Genomic DNA, 16,952 nt, shown 5'->3' on the forward strand with positions numbered 1-16,952 from the left:
CCTGTTTCGGGGGAGCCAACCGAGTTCCCTACAGCCTAAGCGAGCGAGCGTCGTCCGAACGGTCAGTTACCGATGAGCGAACGGATGAGTCTCTTCTCGACGACGCGGCTTCCGCCCTGGTGAGGAGGCTAGTGAACCGCGCAGCGCCACGCGCCGGTGACACCCAGTCGCCGGAAACTTCCACCAGCCGGGTGTCCGGCTTGTCGAGCCACGCGAGGATCTTTTCCGTCTCCTCGGCCGTCGCGGCGGGCACGGGCCCCGGTCCCGGTAGGACCGTCTCGGCCGTCGCGAGGGCCATGTCGAGGGTCGGCCGGGGGTGCACCCGGGGCGGCGAGGAGGCCGCGGCGGCGAGCCGGCCGTGGCGGACCACGGCGATGTCCCAGCCGTACGCGTCGTTGCGCCGGGCGGCCACGAGCTCGCCGAGCCGGGTCAGGGCGCCCAGCCGCTGCATGCGTACGACGGCGCGAAGCAGGGCCACGAGTCGCGACCGGAGCACCGCCGCCTCCTCGTAGCGCTGCTGGGCGGACATCGCCTCGATGCGCGCCATCAACGCCTCGACCAGCGGCTCGGGGTCGCCGTGGGTCGCCGTGCGGAACGGGTCGGCGGCCGTGGCCGCGTACTCCTCGGGGGTGATCAGGTGCTCGCAGGGCGCCGGGCACCGCCCCAGCTCGGCCAGCGCGCAGGCCGCGGTCCTGGTGCGCAGCGAGAGCTTGTGGGTGCACTGGCGCAAGGGGACGGCGTCATAGACGGCCGCGGCGGCGAGCTCGGCGGTGCGCCGCGACGAGAACGGGCCCAGATAGGACGCGCCGTCCTCGGCCAGCTGCCGCACGACCGACAGCCGGGGGTACGCCTCGGCGGTCAGCTTGAGCCAGACGACGCGCTCGGGATATTTCGACCGGCGGTTGTAGGGCGGCGCGTGCGACGCGATGAGACGCAGCTCACGGACCTCGGCCTCGAGCGGGTGCGCGCACTCCACCGCCTCGACCCGGGTCGCCGCGGCGATCATCTCGGACATCCGGGCGCGTTTCTCCGCGGCCGTGAAATAGCTGCGCACCCGCTTGGCGATGTCGACGGACGTGCCCACATAGAGCGGGCGGTCGTCGGCGGCCCGGAAGACATAGACCCCCGGCACGTGCGGCAGATCATCGGCGAGGTGCCGCTTGCGGCGCTGGGCGGGCGTGATGACCTTGGCGAACTCGACCGCGTCGCCCAGCGTGTGGACCTTGAAGCTGCCCAGCCGCTCGATCAGCCCGTGCAGCACGTCGACGGTGGCCCGCGCGTCGTCGAGCGCCCGGTGGTTGGGCGTGACCGCGGCCCCGAAGAACTGCGCCAGCGTGCCGAGCTTGCGGTTGGGCACCTCGTCGCGGGTCAGCGCCCGCCGGGCCAGCGCCGCCGTGTCCACCACGCGCGGGTTGGGCCACGGATAGCCGTGCCGCGCACAGGCCGCTTTCAGGAACCCCACGTCGTACGGGGCGTTGTGCGCGACCAGCACCGCCCCGCGCAGGAACTCGAGCAGGCTCGGCAGCACCACCTCGATCGGCGGCGCCGGGGCCAGCATCGCCTCGGTGATGCCGGTCAGCACCGTGATGAACGGCGGCAGCGGCTCGCCCGGGTTGACCAGCGTCGCGAAGACGCCCAGCTCCTCGCCCGCGCGGACCTTGACCGCCCCGATCTCGGTGATGCCGCCGCCGTCGGGAGCGCCGCCCGTGGTCTCCAGGTCGAGTACCACGAACGTGGTGTCCCGCAGGGAGAGGGCCGCGGGGTCGACCGATCCGTCGGCGGTGAGCAGGGTGTCCAGAGTGCCCTGGACATATGCCGGTTGTGCCACGGCGGGCAGAGTAGAGGCAGGGTGTGACATTCCCTCCGGGCCGGCCGGAAACATCACTTGCCTCCGCAAGCTTTTTCCCTGCCCAGGGTGGAAGAATAGGAAGATGTCCGCGCCGCACGAGTCCGACGACCGCCCCGAGGAGGTGGCGGCGCCTCTCGACGAGCCCTCCCTCCCGGAGGCCGTGCGGCAGCGCATCACCACCCTGGCCGCCGCGGCGCTGCCCGGGCTGCCGGGCGAGGAGGTCCCGGTCGCGTTGCGCCGGGTCGCCCGCTTCGCCCCCAACCGCCGGGCCCGGCTGGGCGGTCAGGCGATCGCCGCCCAGCTCGCCGCGGACCCGCTCTTCCGCCAGCGGCTCGGCGGCAAGATCCTCACCGACGCCGGTGACCTGGGCGAGGCCGTCGCGGCCGGGCTGGCCCCCGCCGCGGCCGACCCCGTCGAGGTGGCCGCGCTGGCCTATCTGGCCCGCCCCGAGAGCTGGCTCACGCTGATCGAGGCGGCCGGCGAGTCGGTGCGCGCCGAGGCCGACAGCGCCGCCGTGGCGAGCCAGATCCGCGAGGCCGAGCAGCGGGCCGCCCGGGCCGAGCACGACCGCGCCGTGGCCAAGGTCGAGGCCGACAAGCTCCGCGACGAGCTGGCCCGGGTCCGCGAGGAGCTCGGCCAGGTGCGCGAGGAGGCCCGCAGCGCCGCCCGCGCCCTGCGCGAGACCCAGGCCGCCCACAAGCGCGCGACCGACCTGGTGGCCACCGAGAAGGGACGCGCGGCCAAGGCCGCGGCCGAGCACGACGCCGAGGTACGCAGGATGAAGGCGCGCCTCGCGGAAGCCGAGGCCCAGGCCGCCTCGGGCAAGCAGACGGTCAAGGACGCCCGGGCCGCCGGCGACGCCCGCCTCTGGCTGCTGCTCGAGACCATCGGGCAGGCGGCGACCGGTCTGCGCCGCGAGCTGGCCCTCGGGCCGCAGGACAAGCTGCCCGCCGACTTCGTGGCCGACCACGCCGCCGACCGGCCCGCGGCGCTGGAGCGGTCCCGGCCCCGCGCGCAGGACACCGACGACCCGGGGCGGCTCGACCAGCTCCTCGCGCTGCCCCGCGCGCATCTGATCGTCGACGGTTACAACGTCACCAAGCGCGGCTTCGCCGAGATGTCGCTGGAGCAGCAGCGCAAGCGCCTCATCACCGGGCTGGGCGGGATCGCCGCGCAGACGGGCGACGAGGTGACCGTGGTCTTCGACGGGGCGGAGCGGGTGCACGGGCTGCCGCCCGCGCCGCGCGGGGTGCGGGTGCTCTTCTCGCACAAGGGCGACACCGCGGACGAGCTCATCCGGCAGCTGGTGCGGGCCGAGCCGGCGGGGCGGCCGCTGGTGGTGATCTCGTCGGACCGGGAGGTCGCGGACGGGGTGCGGCGGCACGGGGCGTACCCGATGGGGGCCGACTCCCTGCTGCGCCGGCTGTCGCGCACGTAATTTTGTCGTACCCCTCGCCTAGCGTGATGGTTACCGATGGTGGCCGGTCCGCGGCACGCACTTCCCCCGGATCGCGGCCGGGTCGCCGCCGGTGAGGAGGAAGGATGCTCATCGACTGTGGCCGCTGCCCCGGACGGGGGCGCGGATGCGAGGGTTGCCTGATCAAGACGCTGGCGGACACGCCGGACGGGCTCGCCGACCTGACGCCCGCGGAGGTGCGGGCGGTGGAGGTCTTCGAGCTGGCGGGGTTCGAGGTGGAGCTGCTGGAGACGCCGGAGCCGCCGGTGTCCGTGCCGCTGTTCCGGCCGCGCGGACACGTGGCGTGATCATCTCGGCGCTTCGGGCCGTGTCGCCTTGAGTTGTCCACAGGCGGGGTGGCGGCTCCGCCGGGCGGTGCTCTTGACGACCTAGGATTGGGCCTCCCTTTTCTTTTACCGGCGGGAGGTGGGCGTGTGACACCGCGTGGGTGGGCCTTGTGTGCCTTGGCCGTGCTGGTGGTGGCGCTGGCCGCCTTCGCCGCCGCGACTGTTCCGTGGCATCGGCCGCCGGCGCCCCGGGCCGATCAAGTGGCCGCGCTGCGGGAGTTCCCGGCCGAGCAGGTCGCGCGGGCGCGGGCTTTCCACGCGGCGCTGCGCCCGGCGACGTACGGATCGATGGTCCTCGGCCTGGCCGGCGCCCTCGTCCTCGGGCTGACGCCGCTCGGGGCGCGGCTGGTGAGCCTGGCCGGGCGGCCGTTCGGCGACCACTGGATCGCGCGGGCCGTGCTCGGCGGGCTGCTGGTCGTGCTCGTGGTCGAGGTGCTGACCCTGCCCTTCGCGGCCTGGCGGCACCGGATCGTCGTGGACTACGGCATCTCCACCCAGTCGTGGGGTGCCTGGGCCGTCGACCTCGCCAAGTCCTACGCGGTGGGTGCCGTGCTGGGCGGCGTCGTCCTGCTCGGCTTCTTCACCGTGACCCGGCTCGCGCCGCGCTGGTGGTGGGCCTTCGGGGCGACGGGCGCGGCGGTGCTCGTCGTGCTGCTGTCGTTCGTGCTGCCCGTGGTGGTCGAGCCGATCTTCAACAAGTTCACGCCGATGGCGGCGGGCCCGCTGCGCAGCGAGCTGATGCAGCTGGCGGCGCGTGACGGCGTCCCGGTCAAGGACGTGCTCGTCGCCGACGCGTCCCGGCGCACCCGGGCGGTCAACGCCTATGTGTCGGGGTTCGGCCCCACGCGCCGCATCGTCGTCTACGACACCATGCTCACCGAGGCCACCCCCGACGAGGTCGTCTCCGTCGCGGCCCACGAGCTGGGCCACGCCAAGCGCAACGACGTGCTGACCGGCACGATCCTGGGGGCGCTCGGGGCGGCCGCCGCGGTGGTGGCGCTTTATCTGCTCGGCTCGCTGGGCTGGCTGCTGCGCTGGGCCGGCGTCGAGTCGATGGGCGAGCCGCGGGCGATCGCGCTGCTGCTCGCGCTGGTGACGCTCGCGGGCCTGATCGGCGGGCCGGCGCAGGCGTTCGTCTCGCGCCGGATCGAGGCCCGGGCCGACGACCACGCCCTGGAGCTGACCGGCGAGCCGGAGACCATGGCCGCGATGCAGCGCCGCCTCGGCACCGTCAACCTGTCCGACCCGGACCCGCCGGCGTGGGAGCACACGCTGACCGCGTCCCACCCCTCCACGGTGGAGCGCATCGCCGCGGCCGCCGCCTACGCACGAGGAGAACGATGACGGGCACCGGGCGGACGCTGCTGGTCACGAACGACTTTCCGCCGCGGCCGGGCGGCATCCAGCAGTTCGTGCACAACCTGGCGGTGCGGCAGCCGGCCGGATCGGTGGTCGTCTACGCGTCGACGTGGCGGGGGGCGGAGAAGTTCGACGCCGAGCAGCCGTTCGAGGTGATCCGGGAGGACACCGGGGTGCTGCTGCCCACGCCGGCCGTGGCGAAACGGGCGGCGGAGATCGCGCGGTCCCACGAGTGCGACTCGGTGTGGTTCGGGGCGGCGGCGCCGCTCGGGCTGCTGGCCGGGGGACTGCGGCGGCGGGCCGGGATCGAGCGGGCCGTCGCCCTCACGCACGGGCACGAGATCGGCTGGGCGGCCCTGCCCGGCGCCCGGCAGCTGCTCCAGCGCATCGGCCGGGGCAATGACGTCGTCACCTATCTCACCGACTACCAGCGGCGGCGGCTGGACGGGGCGCTGCACGGCCGCACCGCGCTCGAGCGGCTCACGCCCGGCGTCGACGTCGACGCCTATCACCCCGGCGTCGACGGGTCGGCGGTCCGGGCCTCGTGGGGTCTGAGCGACCGGCCCGTCGTGGTGTGCATCTCCCGCCTCGTGCCTCGCAAGGGCCAGGACATGCTGATCCGCGCGCTGCCGGAGGTGCGGCGGCGGGTGCCCGGGGCGGCGCTGCTGATCGTGAGCGGGGGGCCTTACCGGAAGAAGCTGACCGAGCTGGCGCGCGCCCAGGGCGTCGAGTCCGACGTGGTCTTCACCGGCTCGGTGCCGTGGGAGGAGCTGCCGGCGCACTACGCGGCCGGGGACGTCTTCGCGATGCCGTGCCGCACCCGGAGCGCGGGCCTCGACGTCGAGGGGCTGGGCATCGTCTACCTGGAGGCGTCGGCCACCGGGCTGCCGGTCGTGGCGGGCGACTCGGGCGGTGCGCCGGACGCGGTGCGCGAGGGCGAGACCGGCTACGTCGTCGGCGGCCGCGACGTGGCGGCGCTGGCCGACCGGGTGGCGAGGCTGCTCGGCGACCGCGAGCTGGCGCGGCGGATGGGGGCGGCCGGGCGCGCGTGGGTCGAGGCGGAGTGGCGCTGGGAGACGAAGGCGGCGCGCCTGGGGGAGCTGCTGCGCAACCCGGCGTGACGCGGCGGGACCCGGCGTGAGGCGGCGGGGCGGGGCGTGCCAGATAGGGGTGAATGGCGGTCACTCATGGTGGGTGGGTGGACGCTTTGCGTCAGGGCGGGGTAGGAACGGCGGAGAGCCCATGGGACGGGAGCCGTTGATGGCCCACGCGAGTTCTCAGGATGCTGCCACCGGAGAGACCGTGCCGCCGGAGCCCGCCGGCGCCGGCGACGGGGAGAAGAGCGTCGGGGAGCAGGGCGACGGCGCCGGGCCGTTGACTGCTGCGCTGGAGAGCGACGAGGGCGAGGAGTCCGAGCTGGCGCTGCCCTACTGGTTGCGGAGCACGGAGGAGGCGGCCAAGGCGAGCTTTCTGCAGATGTGCCGGCGCCTGCCCCGGCTGCTGCGGGACGCGTGGGCGCTGGCGTGGCGAGCCAGTCCGCGGACCACGGCGGCGCTCGTGGTGCTGCAGCTGCTCGGCGGGGTGGCCAGTGCTGCGGGGCTGATCAGTGTGGTGGGGGTGTTCGACGGGCTGTTGCAGGCGGGGGCGACGCCGGAGCGGGTGCGGGCGGCCGTACCCTCGCTGCTTCTGCTGGTGGGGGCGCTGGCCGTGCGCGGGGCGCTGACCTCGGCCGCCGCGGCGGCGAACGGGCGGTTGTCGCCGCTGGTGTATCAGGCGGCCGAGATGCGGCTGCTGGAGCTGACCACGGCGGTGGGGCTGTCCACGTTCGACGACCCGGACTGGCGCGACGCCATGGAGCGGGCGCGGGACCGGGGCATCATGGCCGGGCAGATGCTGGTGGACCGGGCCGTCGAGCTGGGCACCAACCTGATCGGGCTGGTCGCGGCGGCGAGCGTGCTGGCGGTGCTGCATCCGGTGCTGCTGCCGCTGCTGGTGGTGGCCGTGGTGCCGATCGCGTGGGCGGCGGTGCGGTCGGCGCGGCTCGGGTACCGGCAGATGTTGAAGTACATCACGGTGTGGCGGCGGCAGCGGATGCTCGCGCACTTGCTGGCGGCGCGGGAGCCGGCCGCCGAGCTGCGGGCCTTCACGGTCCGGGAGTTCCTGCTCACCGAGATCCGGCGGCTGCTGGCGGCGGCGACGCGGGAGGAGATCCGGCTTTCCACGCAACAGGTACGCACGACCTTGATCGGCAACTCGCTGAGTTCGGTGGCGACCGGGGTGACGTACGCGATGCTGCTCTGGCTCTTGTGGACCGGGCGCATGGAGCTGGCCGCGGGTGGGGCGGCCGCGTATGCGATCAGCACCGGGATCGGGAAGCTGACCGAGCTGGCGTACAGCGCGAACCGGGTGTTCGAACAAGGGCTGTACTTCTCCGACTTCCAGGGCTTCTGTGAGCTGTCACGCGCGCGTTCCGAGCCGGGCGCCGGGCACGAAGCGCCACCCGCGTTCGAGGAGATCCGGGTCGAGGGGGTCACGTTCCGGTATCCGGATGCCGAGCGGGCGGCCGTACGCGATGTCAGCATGACCCTGCGCCGCGGCGAGATCATCGCGCTGGTGGGCGAGAACGGGTCCGGCAAGTCGACGCTCGCGAGCCTGCTGGCGGGGCTCTACCGGCCCGAGTCCGGGCGGATCACCTGGGACGGCCGCGACCTCGCCGGCATCGACCCGGAGTCGGTGCGCCGCCGGGTCGCCGTGGTCATGCAGGAGCCGACCCGCTGGCCGCTCTCGGCCCGCCAATCCATCACCATCGGCCGGTACGAACGGCAGGCGCACACCCCGGACGTGCACCGCGCGGCCCGGGCAGGCGACGCGCACGACTTCGTGATGGAGCTGCCCCGCGAGTACCAGACCCTGCTGTCCCGGCACTTCACCGACGGCGCCGACCTCTCCGGCGGGCAGTGGCAGCGGCTGGCCGTGAGCCGGGCGTTCTATCGGGACGCGCCGCTGCTGATCTGCGACGAGCCCACGGCCAACCTCGACGCGCGGGCCGAGCACGACATCTACAGCCGGCTGCGCGAGCTGGCCGCCGGCCGTACCGTGGTGCTCATCACGCACCGCATGGCCAGCGTCCGCGAGGCCGACCGGATCTATGTCTTCGACCACGGTGAGCTGGTGGAAGAGGGCGACCATGAGGCGCTGATGGCGGTCGGCGGCACCTATGAGCAGTTGTTCACGCTGCAGGCGAGTGCCTATCAGGACGCGGCGTGAGGCACAGTTGAGCCGTGGAGATCGACGAGGGCCTGCGGGCCGAGCTGGGCGTGGAGCCGGGTGGCGTGACGCTGCTGCAGTTCTCGACGGCTTTCTGCGCGCCGTGCCGGGCGTTGCGCCGGGTCAGCGCCGAGGTCGCCGCCCTGGTGCCGGGGGTGCGCCACGTCGAGGTCGACGCGGAGAGCCATCTCGAGGCGGTGCGGGCGCTGGGGATCGAGCAGACGCCGACGCTGCTGGTGCTGGACGCGCGCGGTGGGGTGGCGAAGCGGGCGGCCGGGGTGCCGACGAAGCCGCAGCTGCTGACCGCGGTGGCCGCGGCCATGCCGTAAGAAAGCGAGGCCGCGCGGCGCCGAGTGGGGCGGTGATGGCGGCGCTGCCATGAGTGAAAATTGACGTGTCGGGACACGCCGCAGATGTCCGCTTGATGCGAATAGTCCACCCGAACGGGTGACAACGAGAACACCGCCGGTCCCCGAAAGCGGGAACCGGCGGTGGCGGGAGAGATCAGAACTTGGGGGCGTCGGGCGCCTCGAGCAGCCCCAGCCGCAGCGCGGTCATGAGGGCCTGGGCGCGGTTGGCCGCACCGAGCTTCTCGTAGAGCTTCGAGATGTGGGTCTTGGCCGTCGACTCCGAGACGAAGAGCTGCTTGGCGATCCCGGCCACGCTCATGCCGTCGGCGAGCAGGCGCAGGACCTGGCCCTCGCGCGGGGAGAGCTGCGGGCCGGAGGGGGCGAGCCGGCGCTTCATGGCCTCGGCGAGATCGGCCGCGGTGAACGCGCTGGGCGCCGACGCCGCGTGCCGGGCGGCCGCCACGACCTCGTCGGCGGGGGCCGTCTTGGGGACGAATGCGCTGGCCCCGGCCTCGAGCGCACCGAAGAGCTGGTCGTCGCCCGCGTACATGGTCAGCACCACGATGCCCATGTTCGCGTTGTTCTTGCGCAGGGCGCGGGTCGCCTCGAGGCCGCTGCCGTCGGGCAGCCGGAGGTCCATGATGACGACGTCGGGCTGGAGCGCGCCGGCCTGGCGGACGGCCTCGGCGGCCGTGGCGGCCTCGCCGACCACCTCGAACTGCCGGTCCCGCTCGAACGCGTGCCGCAGCCCCTTACGGATCAGGTCGTGATCGTCGACGAGCAGCACCTTGGTGCGGGTCGTCGGCATCGGACTGGTCGACATGCTCGGGTTACTCCCCTTCTGGTGCGGAAACGCTATCCCGCACGCTATCGCGCCGAGCGGAGGTTCCGAGCACTACCGCTACGGTTGTCCCGCTGGGGTGTCGCGGCCTGATCTCCAGCCGACCCCGGATACGTTCCGCTCTCTCCGCCATGATCGCAAGGCCGTAGCGCCCGTCCGGACGGTCGTCGGCGAAGCCCTTGCCGTCGTCCGAGACCTCGATCTCCGCGTACGGGGGATCGACCGTGCACGTGACCCACAGATTGGACGCGCCGGCGTGCTTGCGCGCGTTGGTGATCGCCTCCTGGGCGATGCGCAGCAGCTCGGCCTCCGTCGCGGCGGGCAGCCGGGCCGTGGACTCGTCGAAGGTGAAGTGGACGCGCAGGCCGGCCGAGGTGCCGAGGGTCCGCGCGTACTCGGCGATCGCCGCCGCCAGGCCGCCGTTGCGGTCCACCTCGGAGCGCAGCTCGAAGAGGCTCAGCCGCAGCTCGGTGATGACCCGGGTCACCTCGCTGCGGAGCGTGCGCAGCTCCTCGGCGGTCTCGTCGGCGCCGTCGGGCAGGGTGGCCTGGGCGTTGTCGATGCCGTAGCCGACCATCACGAGCTCCTGCGCCACGCCGTCGTGGATCTCGCGGGCGAGCCGCTGACGCTCCTCATTGGTCGCCAGCGAGCGCACCTCGTCGAAGAGCAGGGCGGCCTCGAGCCGCAGGGCGGCCGGTCCGGTCACGTCCGTGACCTTGGCGATCACCGGTGAGGGGTAGGCGCTCGCGGTGTCGGCCTCCAGGACGACCAGCCCGATCGTACGGACCCCCGCGACCAGCGGCACGACCAGCGACGACGCCTCCCCGCCGGCGTGCGAGCGGGCCTGCGACCGGTTGGCCGTGATCGGGGTCTGCGAGGCCCACGCGTCGGCGATGGCGGAGTCCGCGTCGAGCGTGGTTTCCCAGTCGACCCGCTCGGCCCCCGACTGCGCCAGCACGACGAGCCGTCCGCCGCCACTGGCCGACAGCACCGCCGTCCGGGCCGCGGGCGCGACGGTACGCAACTCCTCCAGCAAGTGCTCCGAGATGCCGCCCGGGTCCAGCGTCGCCCCCGGCAGCGATCGGGCCACGCTGCGCAGCTGGGTCAGCAGGCGGGTGGCTTCCTCGTACGGCTGGGGCTGGGGTTCCGCGGGGGTCATGAACTGCCGCATGGTGTCCGCGGCGAACGTCATGATCGCCCCGAGCACCAGCCACTGCGCGCCCGCGGCGAGATAGCCGAGCTGGGTGATGACCGCGGTGCCCCCGCCCACGACGACGCCGCCGACGACCATCGCCACGGCGGCGACGCCGAGCAGGGCGGCACCCTCGGTGGGACGGCGGCGCAGGGCGGCGGTGAGGAGCGGCACAGCCAGGTACGGGAGGACGGCCTCGGCGCCGAAGCCCACGTCGACCGTGCCGAGGGTGTTGGCGGCCGCCGCGACGGATCCGGCGGCCAGTCCGGTGATCGTGACCTCGGCGATCCGGCCCAGCGGCGCCGCGAACCGGTGGTCCGGGGCCAGCACCGCGGGCAGGGCGGCGATCAGCAGCAACGCGATCCACCCGAGCTGCTTCCAGTCCTGCGTCGCGATCAGGGTGAGCGCGGTGACGAGGGCGAGCATGACGAGACGGGCGGCCACGGCGAGCGGATGGAGGCGCAGGGGGACGCTGGCTGAGGCTGGCACGTGACGGATCGTAGCCGCAGGGGGTCGGCGCGGCCCATCGGGCGACAGGCGCACCGGCCCGGCGAACGTCGGAGGCGGCGGTGCACCGCGACCCGGTGAGCGGAGGGGAGGGCGGCAACGCGCCGGGCTGGTGAGCGGGGGAGATCGCCGTGCCGGGACCGGTACCGGGTAGCCTCCCAGCCATGGCGGACACGTCGACGCAGTCGATCCTCATCCAGGCCCCGCCGGCCGTCGTGGCCGCGGTGATCTGCGACTTCCCGCGCTATCCGGAGTGGGCCGACGCGGTGAAGGTGGCCGAGGTCGTCGAGGAGTACGAGGACGGCTACGCGGCGCGCGTGCACTTCGTGATCGACGCCGGGCCGCTGGCCGACGACTACGAGCTCGACTACGCGTACGCGGAGGACCTGTCGCGCGTCGAGTGGCATCTCGTGGCACCGTCGAAGGTGCAGAAGGCGCTGACCGGCTCCTACGACCTGGTCGCCGAGGGGGAGGGTGCGACGCGGGTCACGTACTCCCTGGAGGTCGAGCTGACCGTGGGCATGCTGGGGATGTTCAAGCGCAAGGCCGAGAAGATGATCATGGACACGGCGCTCAAGGAGCTCAAGCGCCGCGTCGAGAGCAACTGAGCCGAGAGCTGACAACGGGAGGCCGGGCCATGGCGGGGAGCACGGGAACGGCACGCGAAGAAGCCGAGCGGCTTGTCGCCACGGTGCTCGCGATGGCCTCGCAAGTAAGCGCGAGCCGGCCGGGCAGGTCGAGCGAGTCGAGCGGGTCCGGAGAGGGGCAATCCGGCGGCTCCGGAGGGCCCGGGTCCGGCTTCGGTGGTCTGAGCGGCCTCGGCGACCTGGTGACCGGCGCGATCGGCCGCATCGCGGATGCCGTCACCGGCGACTCCGATGCCGAATTCGACAATTCCGACAAGTCGGAAAAGGCAACCGTCCATCGGGGCTGGTCGACCGGGTCGCCGGAGTGCTGCGTCTGTCCGATCTGCCGGGCCATGGCGTCGATGCGCGACCCGGGCCCCGACACGGCGGCGAAGCTGGCCGCGGGCGCGGGCGACTTCGCGACCGGCGTGGCCGGCCTCATGCGCGCCTTCTCGGCGGTGAGCTCGGCGACCGCGCCGAAGGCCAGGAGCGCTCCGCCCCGGCCCGAGCCGACGCCCGACCAGTCGTGGTCGGCGGCCACTCGGGCGACCGCCGGGCCGGCCCGCGAGGCGCCCGTCGACGAGAGCGCCGACCCGTGGGGCGCGGCCACGCGACGCGACGCCGCCACCGCGCGCGAAAAGCCCGAGCGCGAAGAGCCCGTGCCCGGGAAACCCGTACCCGGAAAGCCCTCAGTGCGGAGGGAAAAGCCCGCGGAAGAACCCGTCGTGACAGGTCACACCGGCGATGTCTGGGCGGCAGCCACCGCAAACGGGCGGAAACCGGGCGAAAGTGCCGTGGCGGGATCCTCCGCAGTAGATCATGATGTGGCAGCGCCGGAGGAACACCCCGGCGCCGCGGAGCAAGACGGGCGCGACTGACCCTCGCGACCGGGATGACAGAGGGGACGGGCAGCGTGGCGCTGACCATCGGAATCGACGTCGGCGGCACGAAGGTGGCCGGCGGCGTGGTCGACGAGCGGGGGCAGGTGATCGCGCAGACGCGGCGCGAGACCCCGGCCGACGACCCCGCCGGCACGCGCGACACGATCGTGGCGGTGGCGACCGAGCTGGCGGCGCAGCACCCGGAGGCCACGGCCGTCGGCATCGGCGCCGCCGCGTGGATCGACGCCGCGGGCGCGACCGTGCTGTTCGCGCCCAATCTGGCCTGGCGCGACGAGCCGGTGCGGGACTACGTGGCGAAGGCCGTCGGCCTGCCGACCGTGCTGGAGAACGACGCCAACGTGGCCGCCTGGGCCGAGTTCCGCTTCGGCGCGGCGCGGCAGGCGGACGACTCGATGGTGATGATCACCGTCGGGACGGGCATCGGCGGCGGGATCGTGCTCGGCGGCAAGCTGTGGCGCGGGGCGAACGGCATCGCCGGCGAGCTGGGTCACATCCAGTCGGTCAACGGCGGCCACCCGTGCGGGTGCGGGCGGCTGGGCTGCCTCGAGCAGTACGCGAGCGGCAAGGCGCTGGTCCGCTTCGCCCGCGCCGGGGCCCGGCAGGAGCCGGAGAAGGCGGCCCTGCTGCTCAAGCTGGCCGGCGGGGACGCCGACGCGATCACCGGCCGGCAGATCACCGAGGCGGCGCAGGCCGGCGACGGGGTGGCCCGGGACGCGTTCGCCCAGATCGGCTACTGGCTCGGGGTGGCCATGGCCGACCTCGCGCAGGCGTTCGACCCGCAGGTGCTGGTCGTCGGGGGCGGCGTGATCGACGCCGGGGAGCTGCTGATGGGCCCGACCCAGGCGACCTATCAGGAGCAGCTGGCCAACCGCAGCCGCTTCCCGGTGGCGCCCATCGTCGCCGCCGAGACGGGCAACACGGCCGGCGTGCTCGGCGCGGCCGACCTGGCCCGGCGGATCTGACCGTCGTGTCCGGGGCCGCGCTGCGGGTGCTCAGCTGGAACGTGCACGGGCTGCGCGACGACCGGTCCGCGCTGACCGGTCTGGTCCGCGAGCTGGCCCCGGACGTGATGGTCGTGCAGGAGGCGCCGCGGCGTTTCCGCTGGCGGCACAAGTGCGCCGCGCTCGCCGACGAGTGCGGCATGATCGTGGCCGCCGGCGGCCTGCCGTCGCTCGGCAATCTGATCCTGGTCAGCCTGCGCGTCCGGGTGCAGGACACCTGGTGCCTGCAATATCCGCTGACGCCGGGCCGGCACATGCGCGGGGCCGCGTTCGCGCGCTGTTCCGTGCCGGGCGGCCGGTTCACGATCTCCGGCTCGCACCTGGCCACCGACCCGGTCGAGCGGCCCGCCCAGGCCGCCCTGTGGAAAGAGGCGCTGGCCGCGGCCGAGGGCCCGCTGATCGCCGCCGCGGACCTCAACGAGGGCCCGGGCGGGGGCGCGTGGCGCACGGTCGCCGACGGTCTCGCGAGCCCGGAGTGCGGGCACACCTTCCCGGCGCGCCTGCCCGCGCGGCGCATCGACGGGATGTTCTTCTCGCCCGATCTCCAGGTCACCCGGTACGAGGCCGTCGGCACCGCGGCGGCCCGCCGGGCGAGCGACCATCTTCCCGTACTGGCGGAGTTGACGCTGCCTTCCGCCTGACGCGAGTATTCCGGGGTGCAAGACACCCCTGACATCGCCGACCGGCACGACGCGGTCTGCGTGATCGGTGCGGGCGCCAGCGGTCTGGCCACCGTCAAGAACCTGCGTGAGCAGGGTTTCTCGGTCGACTGCTACGAGCGGGAGACGTCGGTCGGCGGCGCCTGGAACTGGCGCCACGACCGCAGTCCCGTCTATGCGTCGATGCACCTGGTCTCCTCCCGCCCGCTCACCGAGTTCCCCGACTTCCCGATGCCGGACGACTGGCCGGACTATCCCCACCACACCCGGCTGCTGACCTATCTCGAGCGTTACGCCGACCACTTCGGCCTGCGGGACAGCATCTGGTTCGGCACCGAGGTGGTCGCGGTGACCCCGGCGGGCGACGGCCGGTGGGAGGTCACAACGCGCAGCACGGGCGGCGGCGCCGAGCGGGTCCAGCGCTACGCGGCCGTGGTCGCGGCCAACGGGCACAACTGGGCGCCGAAGCCGCTGTCCGTGGACACCTCCGGCTTCCGCGGCAAGGTGATGCACGCCTCCGCCTTCAAGGACCCGGCCCAGCTGCGGGGCCGCCGGGTGCTGGTGGTCGGCGGCGGCAACAGCGGCTGCGACATCGCGGTCGAGGCGGCCCAGCAGGCGGAGACGGTCTGGCACTCCACCCGGCGCGGCTACTGGTACGCCCCCAAGTACCTCTTCGGCCGCCCGCTCGACCAGATGCTCCTGCACTGGCGGCTGCCCCAGTGGCTCTACGAGCGGGTGCTCCGGCTGGCCGTCGGCGACCTCACCCGCTTCGGGCTGCCGGCTCCCGACCACCGCCCGTACGAGAGCCATCCCGTCGTCAACAGCCAGCTCGCCTACTATCTGGGCCACGGCCGGATCACCGCGGTCGGCGACGTGGCCCGGATGGAGGGCTCCACGGTGGAGCTCGCCGACGGCCGGCGCATCGACCCGGACCTCGTCGTGACCGCCACTGGCTACCTGCCGCACTTCGGCTTCCTCGCCCCCGAGCTGCTCGACATGGACGAGGACGGGCGCCCCGACCTGCATCTGCACACGTTCGCGCGCAAGCACCCGACGCTGGCCGTGGTCGGCCTGGTGCAGTCCGACGCCGGGCTGTTCCCGCTGGCCCACTGGCAGAGCGTCGCCGTCGCCCGGTGGCTGCGGCTGCGCCTGACGGACCCGGACCGCGCCGCCGCCGTCCAGCAGAAGGAGTCGTCCCGGCCGCTGCGCAGCTGGACCCGGCTCAAGGTGGTGCCCTCGTCGCGGCACTGGTTCGAGGTGGGCCACCTGTCCTATCTGCGCGCCGTCCAAGGCCTGCTCGACGAGATGGAGCCCGCCCGATGAGCCCCCGCGTGCTGCGGACGGAGGACTGGACGGCGCCGGTGCCCCCGGTCAAGCGCGAAGTGCTCAGCGCCCTGCCGCATCCCGACGACGGCCGGCCGCCCCTGCTCTTCGTGCCGGGGCTCGGGCACGCCGCGTGGTCCTTCCGCGAGCACTGGCTCGGCCATGCGGCGACCCGGGGCTTCCCGGCGTACGCGATCAGTCCGCGCGAGCGGGGCACCCTGCGCGCCTACGTCCACGACGTCGTGCAGGCGGCCGCCGGTCTGCCGCGCCAGACGGTCCTGATCGGACACGGCTTCGGCGCCCTCGTCGTCGCCCATGCCCTGGCCCGCTATCCGGCCCGGGCGGCCGTGCTCTCGGCGCCGCTGCTGAACGGCTGGGCGGCGGTGGGCGCGGCGCTCCGGGCCAACCCGGCCGGCGCCCTGCCGGGCCTGCTCGGGCGGCCGGTGCGCCTCTCCGGGCCGCAGCTCGGGCTGGCCGACACCGCGCGCGTCGCCGGCGTCCCGGCCCGGCTCTGCCGCGAGCTGATCATGGCTCCGGACCCGGGCGAGCCGGTCGGCGCCCCGCCCACCCTGGTCCTCGGCAGCCCCGACGACCGCGTGGTCACCCGCCGCGCCCTGGACGCCGCGGCCGCGCGCTACGGCGGCGCGCCGCTGCTCTTCCCGGGCATGGGTCACGACCTGATGCTGGCGCCGGGCTGGGAGGAGCCGATCGACGCCGTCCTGGACTGGCTGCTCAAGGAGCTGCCGTCGTGACGGTCACCCTCCGCTCGCTCACGCTGGAGGACACCGCCGCGGTGCACGACTACGCCCGGCTGCCGGAGTCGTCGGCCTTCCAGCCGTGGGGCCCGAACACCGAGGAGGAGACGGCCGCCTACGTCCGCGAGGCCGTCGCCGCGGGCCCGGATCGGCTGGTCTTCGCCATCCTGCGCGACGGCGGCCTCGTGGGCGCGGCGGAGCTTCTCCTGCGCGGCCCGGCGGCCGCCGAGATCGGCTACGTCGTCCACCCTCGGCACCACGGCCAGGGCATCGCCACGGCCGCGGCGCGTCAGCTGCTCCGCCTGGGCTTCGACGAGTACGCCCGGCACCGCATCTATGCCACCTGCGACCCCCGCAACCTCGCCTCGGCGGCCGTCCTCCGCAGGATCGGCATGCGCCACGAGGGCCGGATGCGCGGCACGATCCTCCTGCCCACCGGCTGGCGCGACTCCGACCTCTACGCCGTCCTCGAGGACGACTGACCGCCACAGCTCAAGTCGGCCCGGGCCAGGCCGATG

The 16,952-nt window shown here is 73.9% G+C and carries 16 protein-coding genes; 13 read left to right on the plus strand and 3 right to left on the minus strand.

Translation table 11 applies throughout. The features are described 5' to 3' along the window. Nucleotides 1-28 precede the first annotated feature (28 nt). Nucleotides 29-1,828: a DEDD exonuclease domain-containing protein gene (locus RAN62_RS20035; RefSeq protein WP_305786222.1), complete on the minus strand. Its 1,800-nt coding sequence runs from the start codon at nucleotides 1,826-1,828 to the stop codon at nucleotides 29-31. A 103-nt stretch (nucleotides 1,829-1,931) separates the two neighbouring features. Here RAN62_RS20035 and RAN62_RS20040 point away from each other — a divergent pair, with 103 nt between their 5' ends. From RAN62_RS20040 to RAN62_RS20065, 6 genes are all read left to right on the plus strand, one after another. Beyond that, nucleotides 1,932-3,287, plus strand: a complete 1,356-nt coding sequence (locus RAN62_RS20040) for an NYN domain-containing protein (RefSeq protein ID WP_305786223.1) — start codon at nucleotides 1,932-1,934, stop codon at nucleotides 3,285-3,287. A 104-nt stretch (nucleotides 3,288-3,391) separates the two neighbouring features. Continuing rightward, on the plus strand, nucleotides 3,392-3,613 hold the full coding sequence (locus RAN62_RS20045) for an NUDIX hydrolase (RefSeq protein ID WP_305786224.1): 222 nt from the start codon (nucleotides 3,392-3,394) through the stop codon (nucleotides 3,611-3,613). A gap of 126 nt (nucleotides 3,614-3,739) precedes the next feature. Further along, nucleotides 3,740-4,996, plus strand: a complete 1,257-nt coding sequence (locus RAN62_RS20050) for a M48 family metallopeptidase (protein WP_305786225.1) — start codon at nucleotides 3,740-3,742, stop codon at nucleotides 4,994-4,996. Continuing rightward, complete coding sequence (locus tag RAN62_RS20055) at nucleotides 4,993-6,132, plus strand: glycosyltransferase family 4 protein (RefSeq protein WP_305786226.1); 1,140 nt, start codon at nucleotides 4,993-4,995, stop codon at nucleotides 6,130-6,132. Before RAN62_RS20050 ends, RAN62_RS20055 begins: the two co-directional genes overlap by 4 nt. Before the next feature lie 121 nt (nucleotides 6,133-6,253). Beyond that, the gene (locus tag RAN62_RS20060) at nucleotides 6,254-8,278 is read left to right on the plus strand and encodes an ABC transporter ATP-binding protein (RefSeq protein ID WP_305786227.1); all 2,025 of its coding nucleotides are present in this window, start codon (nucleotides 6,254-6,256) and stop codon (nucleotides 8,276-8,278) included. A 14-nt stretch (nucleotides 8,279-8,292) separates the two neighbouring features. Next, nucleotides 8,293-8,607: a thioredoxin family protein gene (locus tag RAN62_RS20065; RefSeq protein WP_305786228.1), complete on the plus strand. Its 315-nt coding sequence runs from the start codon at nucleotides 8,293-8,295 to the stop codon at nucleotides 8,605-8,607. Nucleotides 8,608-8,782: 175 nt separating this feature from the next. On the opposite strand, the gene RAN62_RS20070 is transcribed toward RAN62_RS20065, so the two are convergent. Beyond that, nucleotides 8,783-9,451 (minus strand): response regulator transcription factor, encoded by a 669-nt coding sequence (locus tag RAN62_RS20070; RefSeq protein WP_023359837.1) that lies wholly within the window; start codon nucleotides 9,449-9,451, stop codon nucleotides 8,783-8,785. 7 nt (nucleotides 9,452-9,458) lie between these two features. Further along, entirely contained in the window at nucleotides 9,459-11,150 is a 1,692-nt protein-coding gene (locus RAN62_RS20075) for a GAF domain-containing sensor histidine kinase (RefSeq protein WP_305786229.1), read from the minus strand. Between the two features lie 182 nt (nucleotides 11,151-11,332). Between RAN62_RS20075 and RAN62_RS20080 the strand changes: the two genes are divergently transcribed. The 7 genes from RAN62_RS20080 to RAN62_RS20110 all read left to right on the plus strand — a co-directional run bounded on the left by RAN62_RS20080 (nucleotide 11,333) and on the right by RAN62_RS20110 (nucleotide 16,916). After that, nucleotides 11,333-11,776: an SRPBCC family protein gene (locus RAN62_RS20080; protein WP_305786230.1), complete on the plus strand. Its 444-nt coding sequence runs from the start codon at nucleotides 11,333-11,335 to the stop codon at nucleotides 11,774-11,776. 92 nt (nucleotides 11,777-11,868) lie between these two features. Further along, nucleotides 11,869-12,672 (plus strand): hypothetical protein, encoded by an 804-nt coding sequence (locus RAN62_RS20085; protein ID WP_305786231.1) that lies wholly within the window; start codon nucleotides 11,869-11,871, stop codon nucleotides 12,670-12,672. Nucleotides 12,673-12,686: 14 nt separating this feature from the next. Continuing rightward, nucleotides 12,687-13,658 carry an ROK family glucokinase gene (locus RAN62_RS20090; protein WP_438874524.1) on the plus strand — a complete coding sequence of 324 codons (972 nt, stop codon included), beginning with the start codon at nucleotides 12,687-12,689 and terminating at the stop codon, nucleotides 13,656-13,658. 5 nt (nucleotides 13,659-13,663) lie between these two features. Then, nucleotides 13,664-14,338 (plus strand): endonuclease/exonuclease/phosphatase family protein, encoded by a 675-nt coding sequence (locus RAN62_RS20095; RefSeq protein WP_305786232.1) that lies wholly within the window; start codon nucleotides 13,664-13,666, stop codon nucleotides 14,336-14,338. 15 nt (nucleotides 14,339-14,353) lie between these two features. Continuing rightward, entirely contained in the window at nucleotides 14,354-15,679 is a 1,326-nt protein-coding gene (locus tag RAN62_RS20100; RefSeq protein ID WP_305786233.1) for a flavin-containing monooxygenase, read from the plus strand. Then, nucleotides 15,676-16,431, plus strand: a complete 756-nt coding sequence (locus RAN62_RS20105) for an alpha/beta hydrolase (RefSeq protein WP_305786234.1) — start codon at nucleotides 15,676-15,678, stop codon at nucleotides 16,429-16,431. The genes RAN62_RS20100 and RAN62_RS20105 overlap by 4 nt, the downstream gene beginning before the upstream one ends. Continuing rightward, nucleotides 16,428-16,916 carry a GNAT family N-acetyltransferase gene (locus RAN62_RS20110; protein WP_305786235.1) on the plus strand — a complete coding sequence of 163 codons (489 nt, stop codon included), beginning with the start codon at nucleotides 16,428-16,430 and terminating at the stop codon, nucleotides 16,914-16,916. The genes RAN62_RS20105 and RAN62_RS20110 overlap by 4 nt, the downstream gene beginning before the upstream one ends. Nucleotides 16,917-16,952: the final 36 nt, after the last annotated feature.

The organism is Symbioplanes lichenis, assembly GCF_030709675.1.
Classification (GTDB): domain Bacteria; phylum Actinomycetota; class Actinomycetes; order Mycobacteriales; family Micromonosporaceae; genus Actinoplanes; species Actinoplanes lichenis.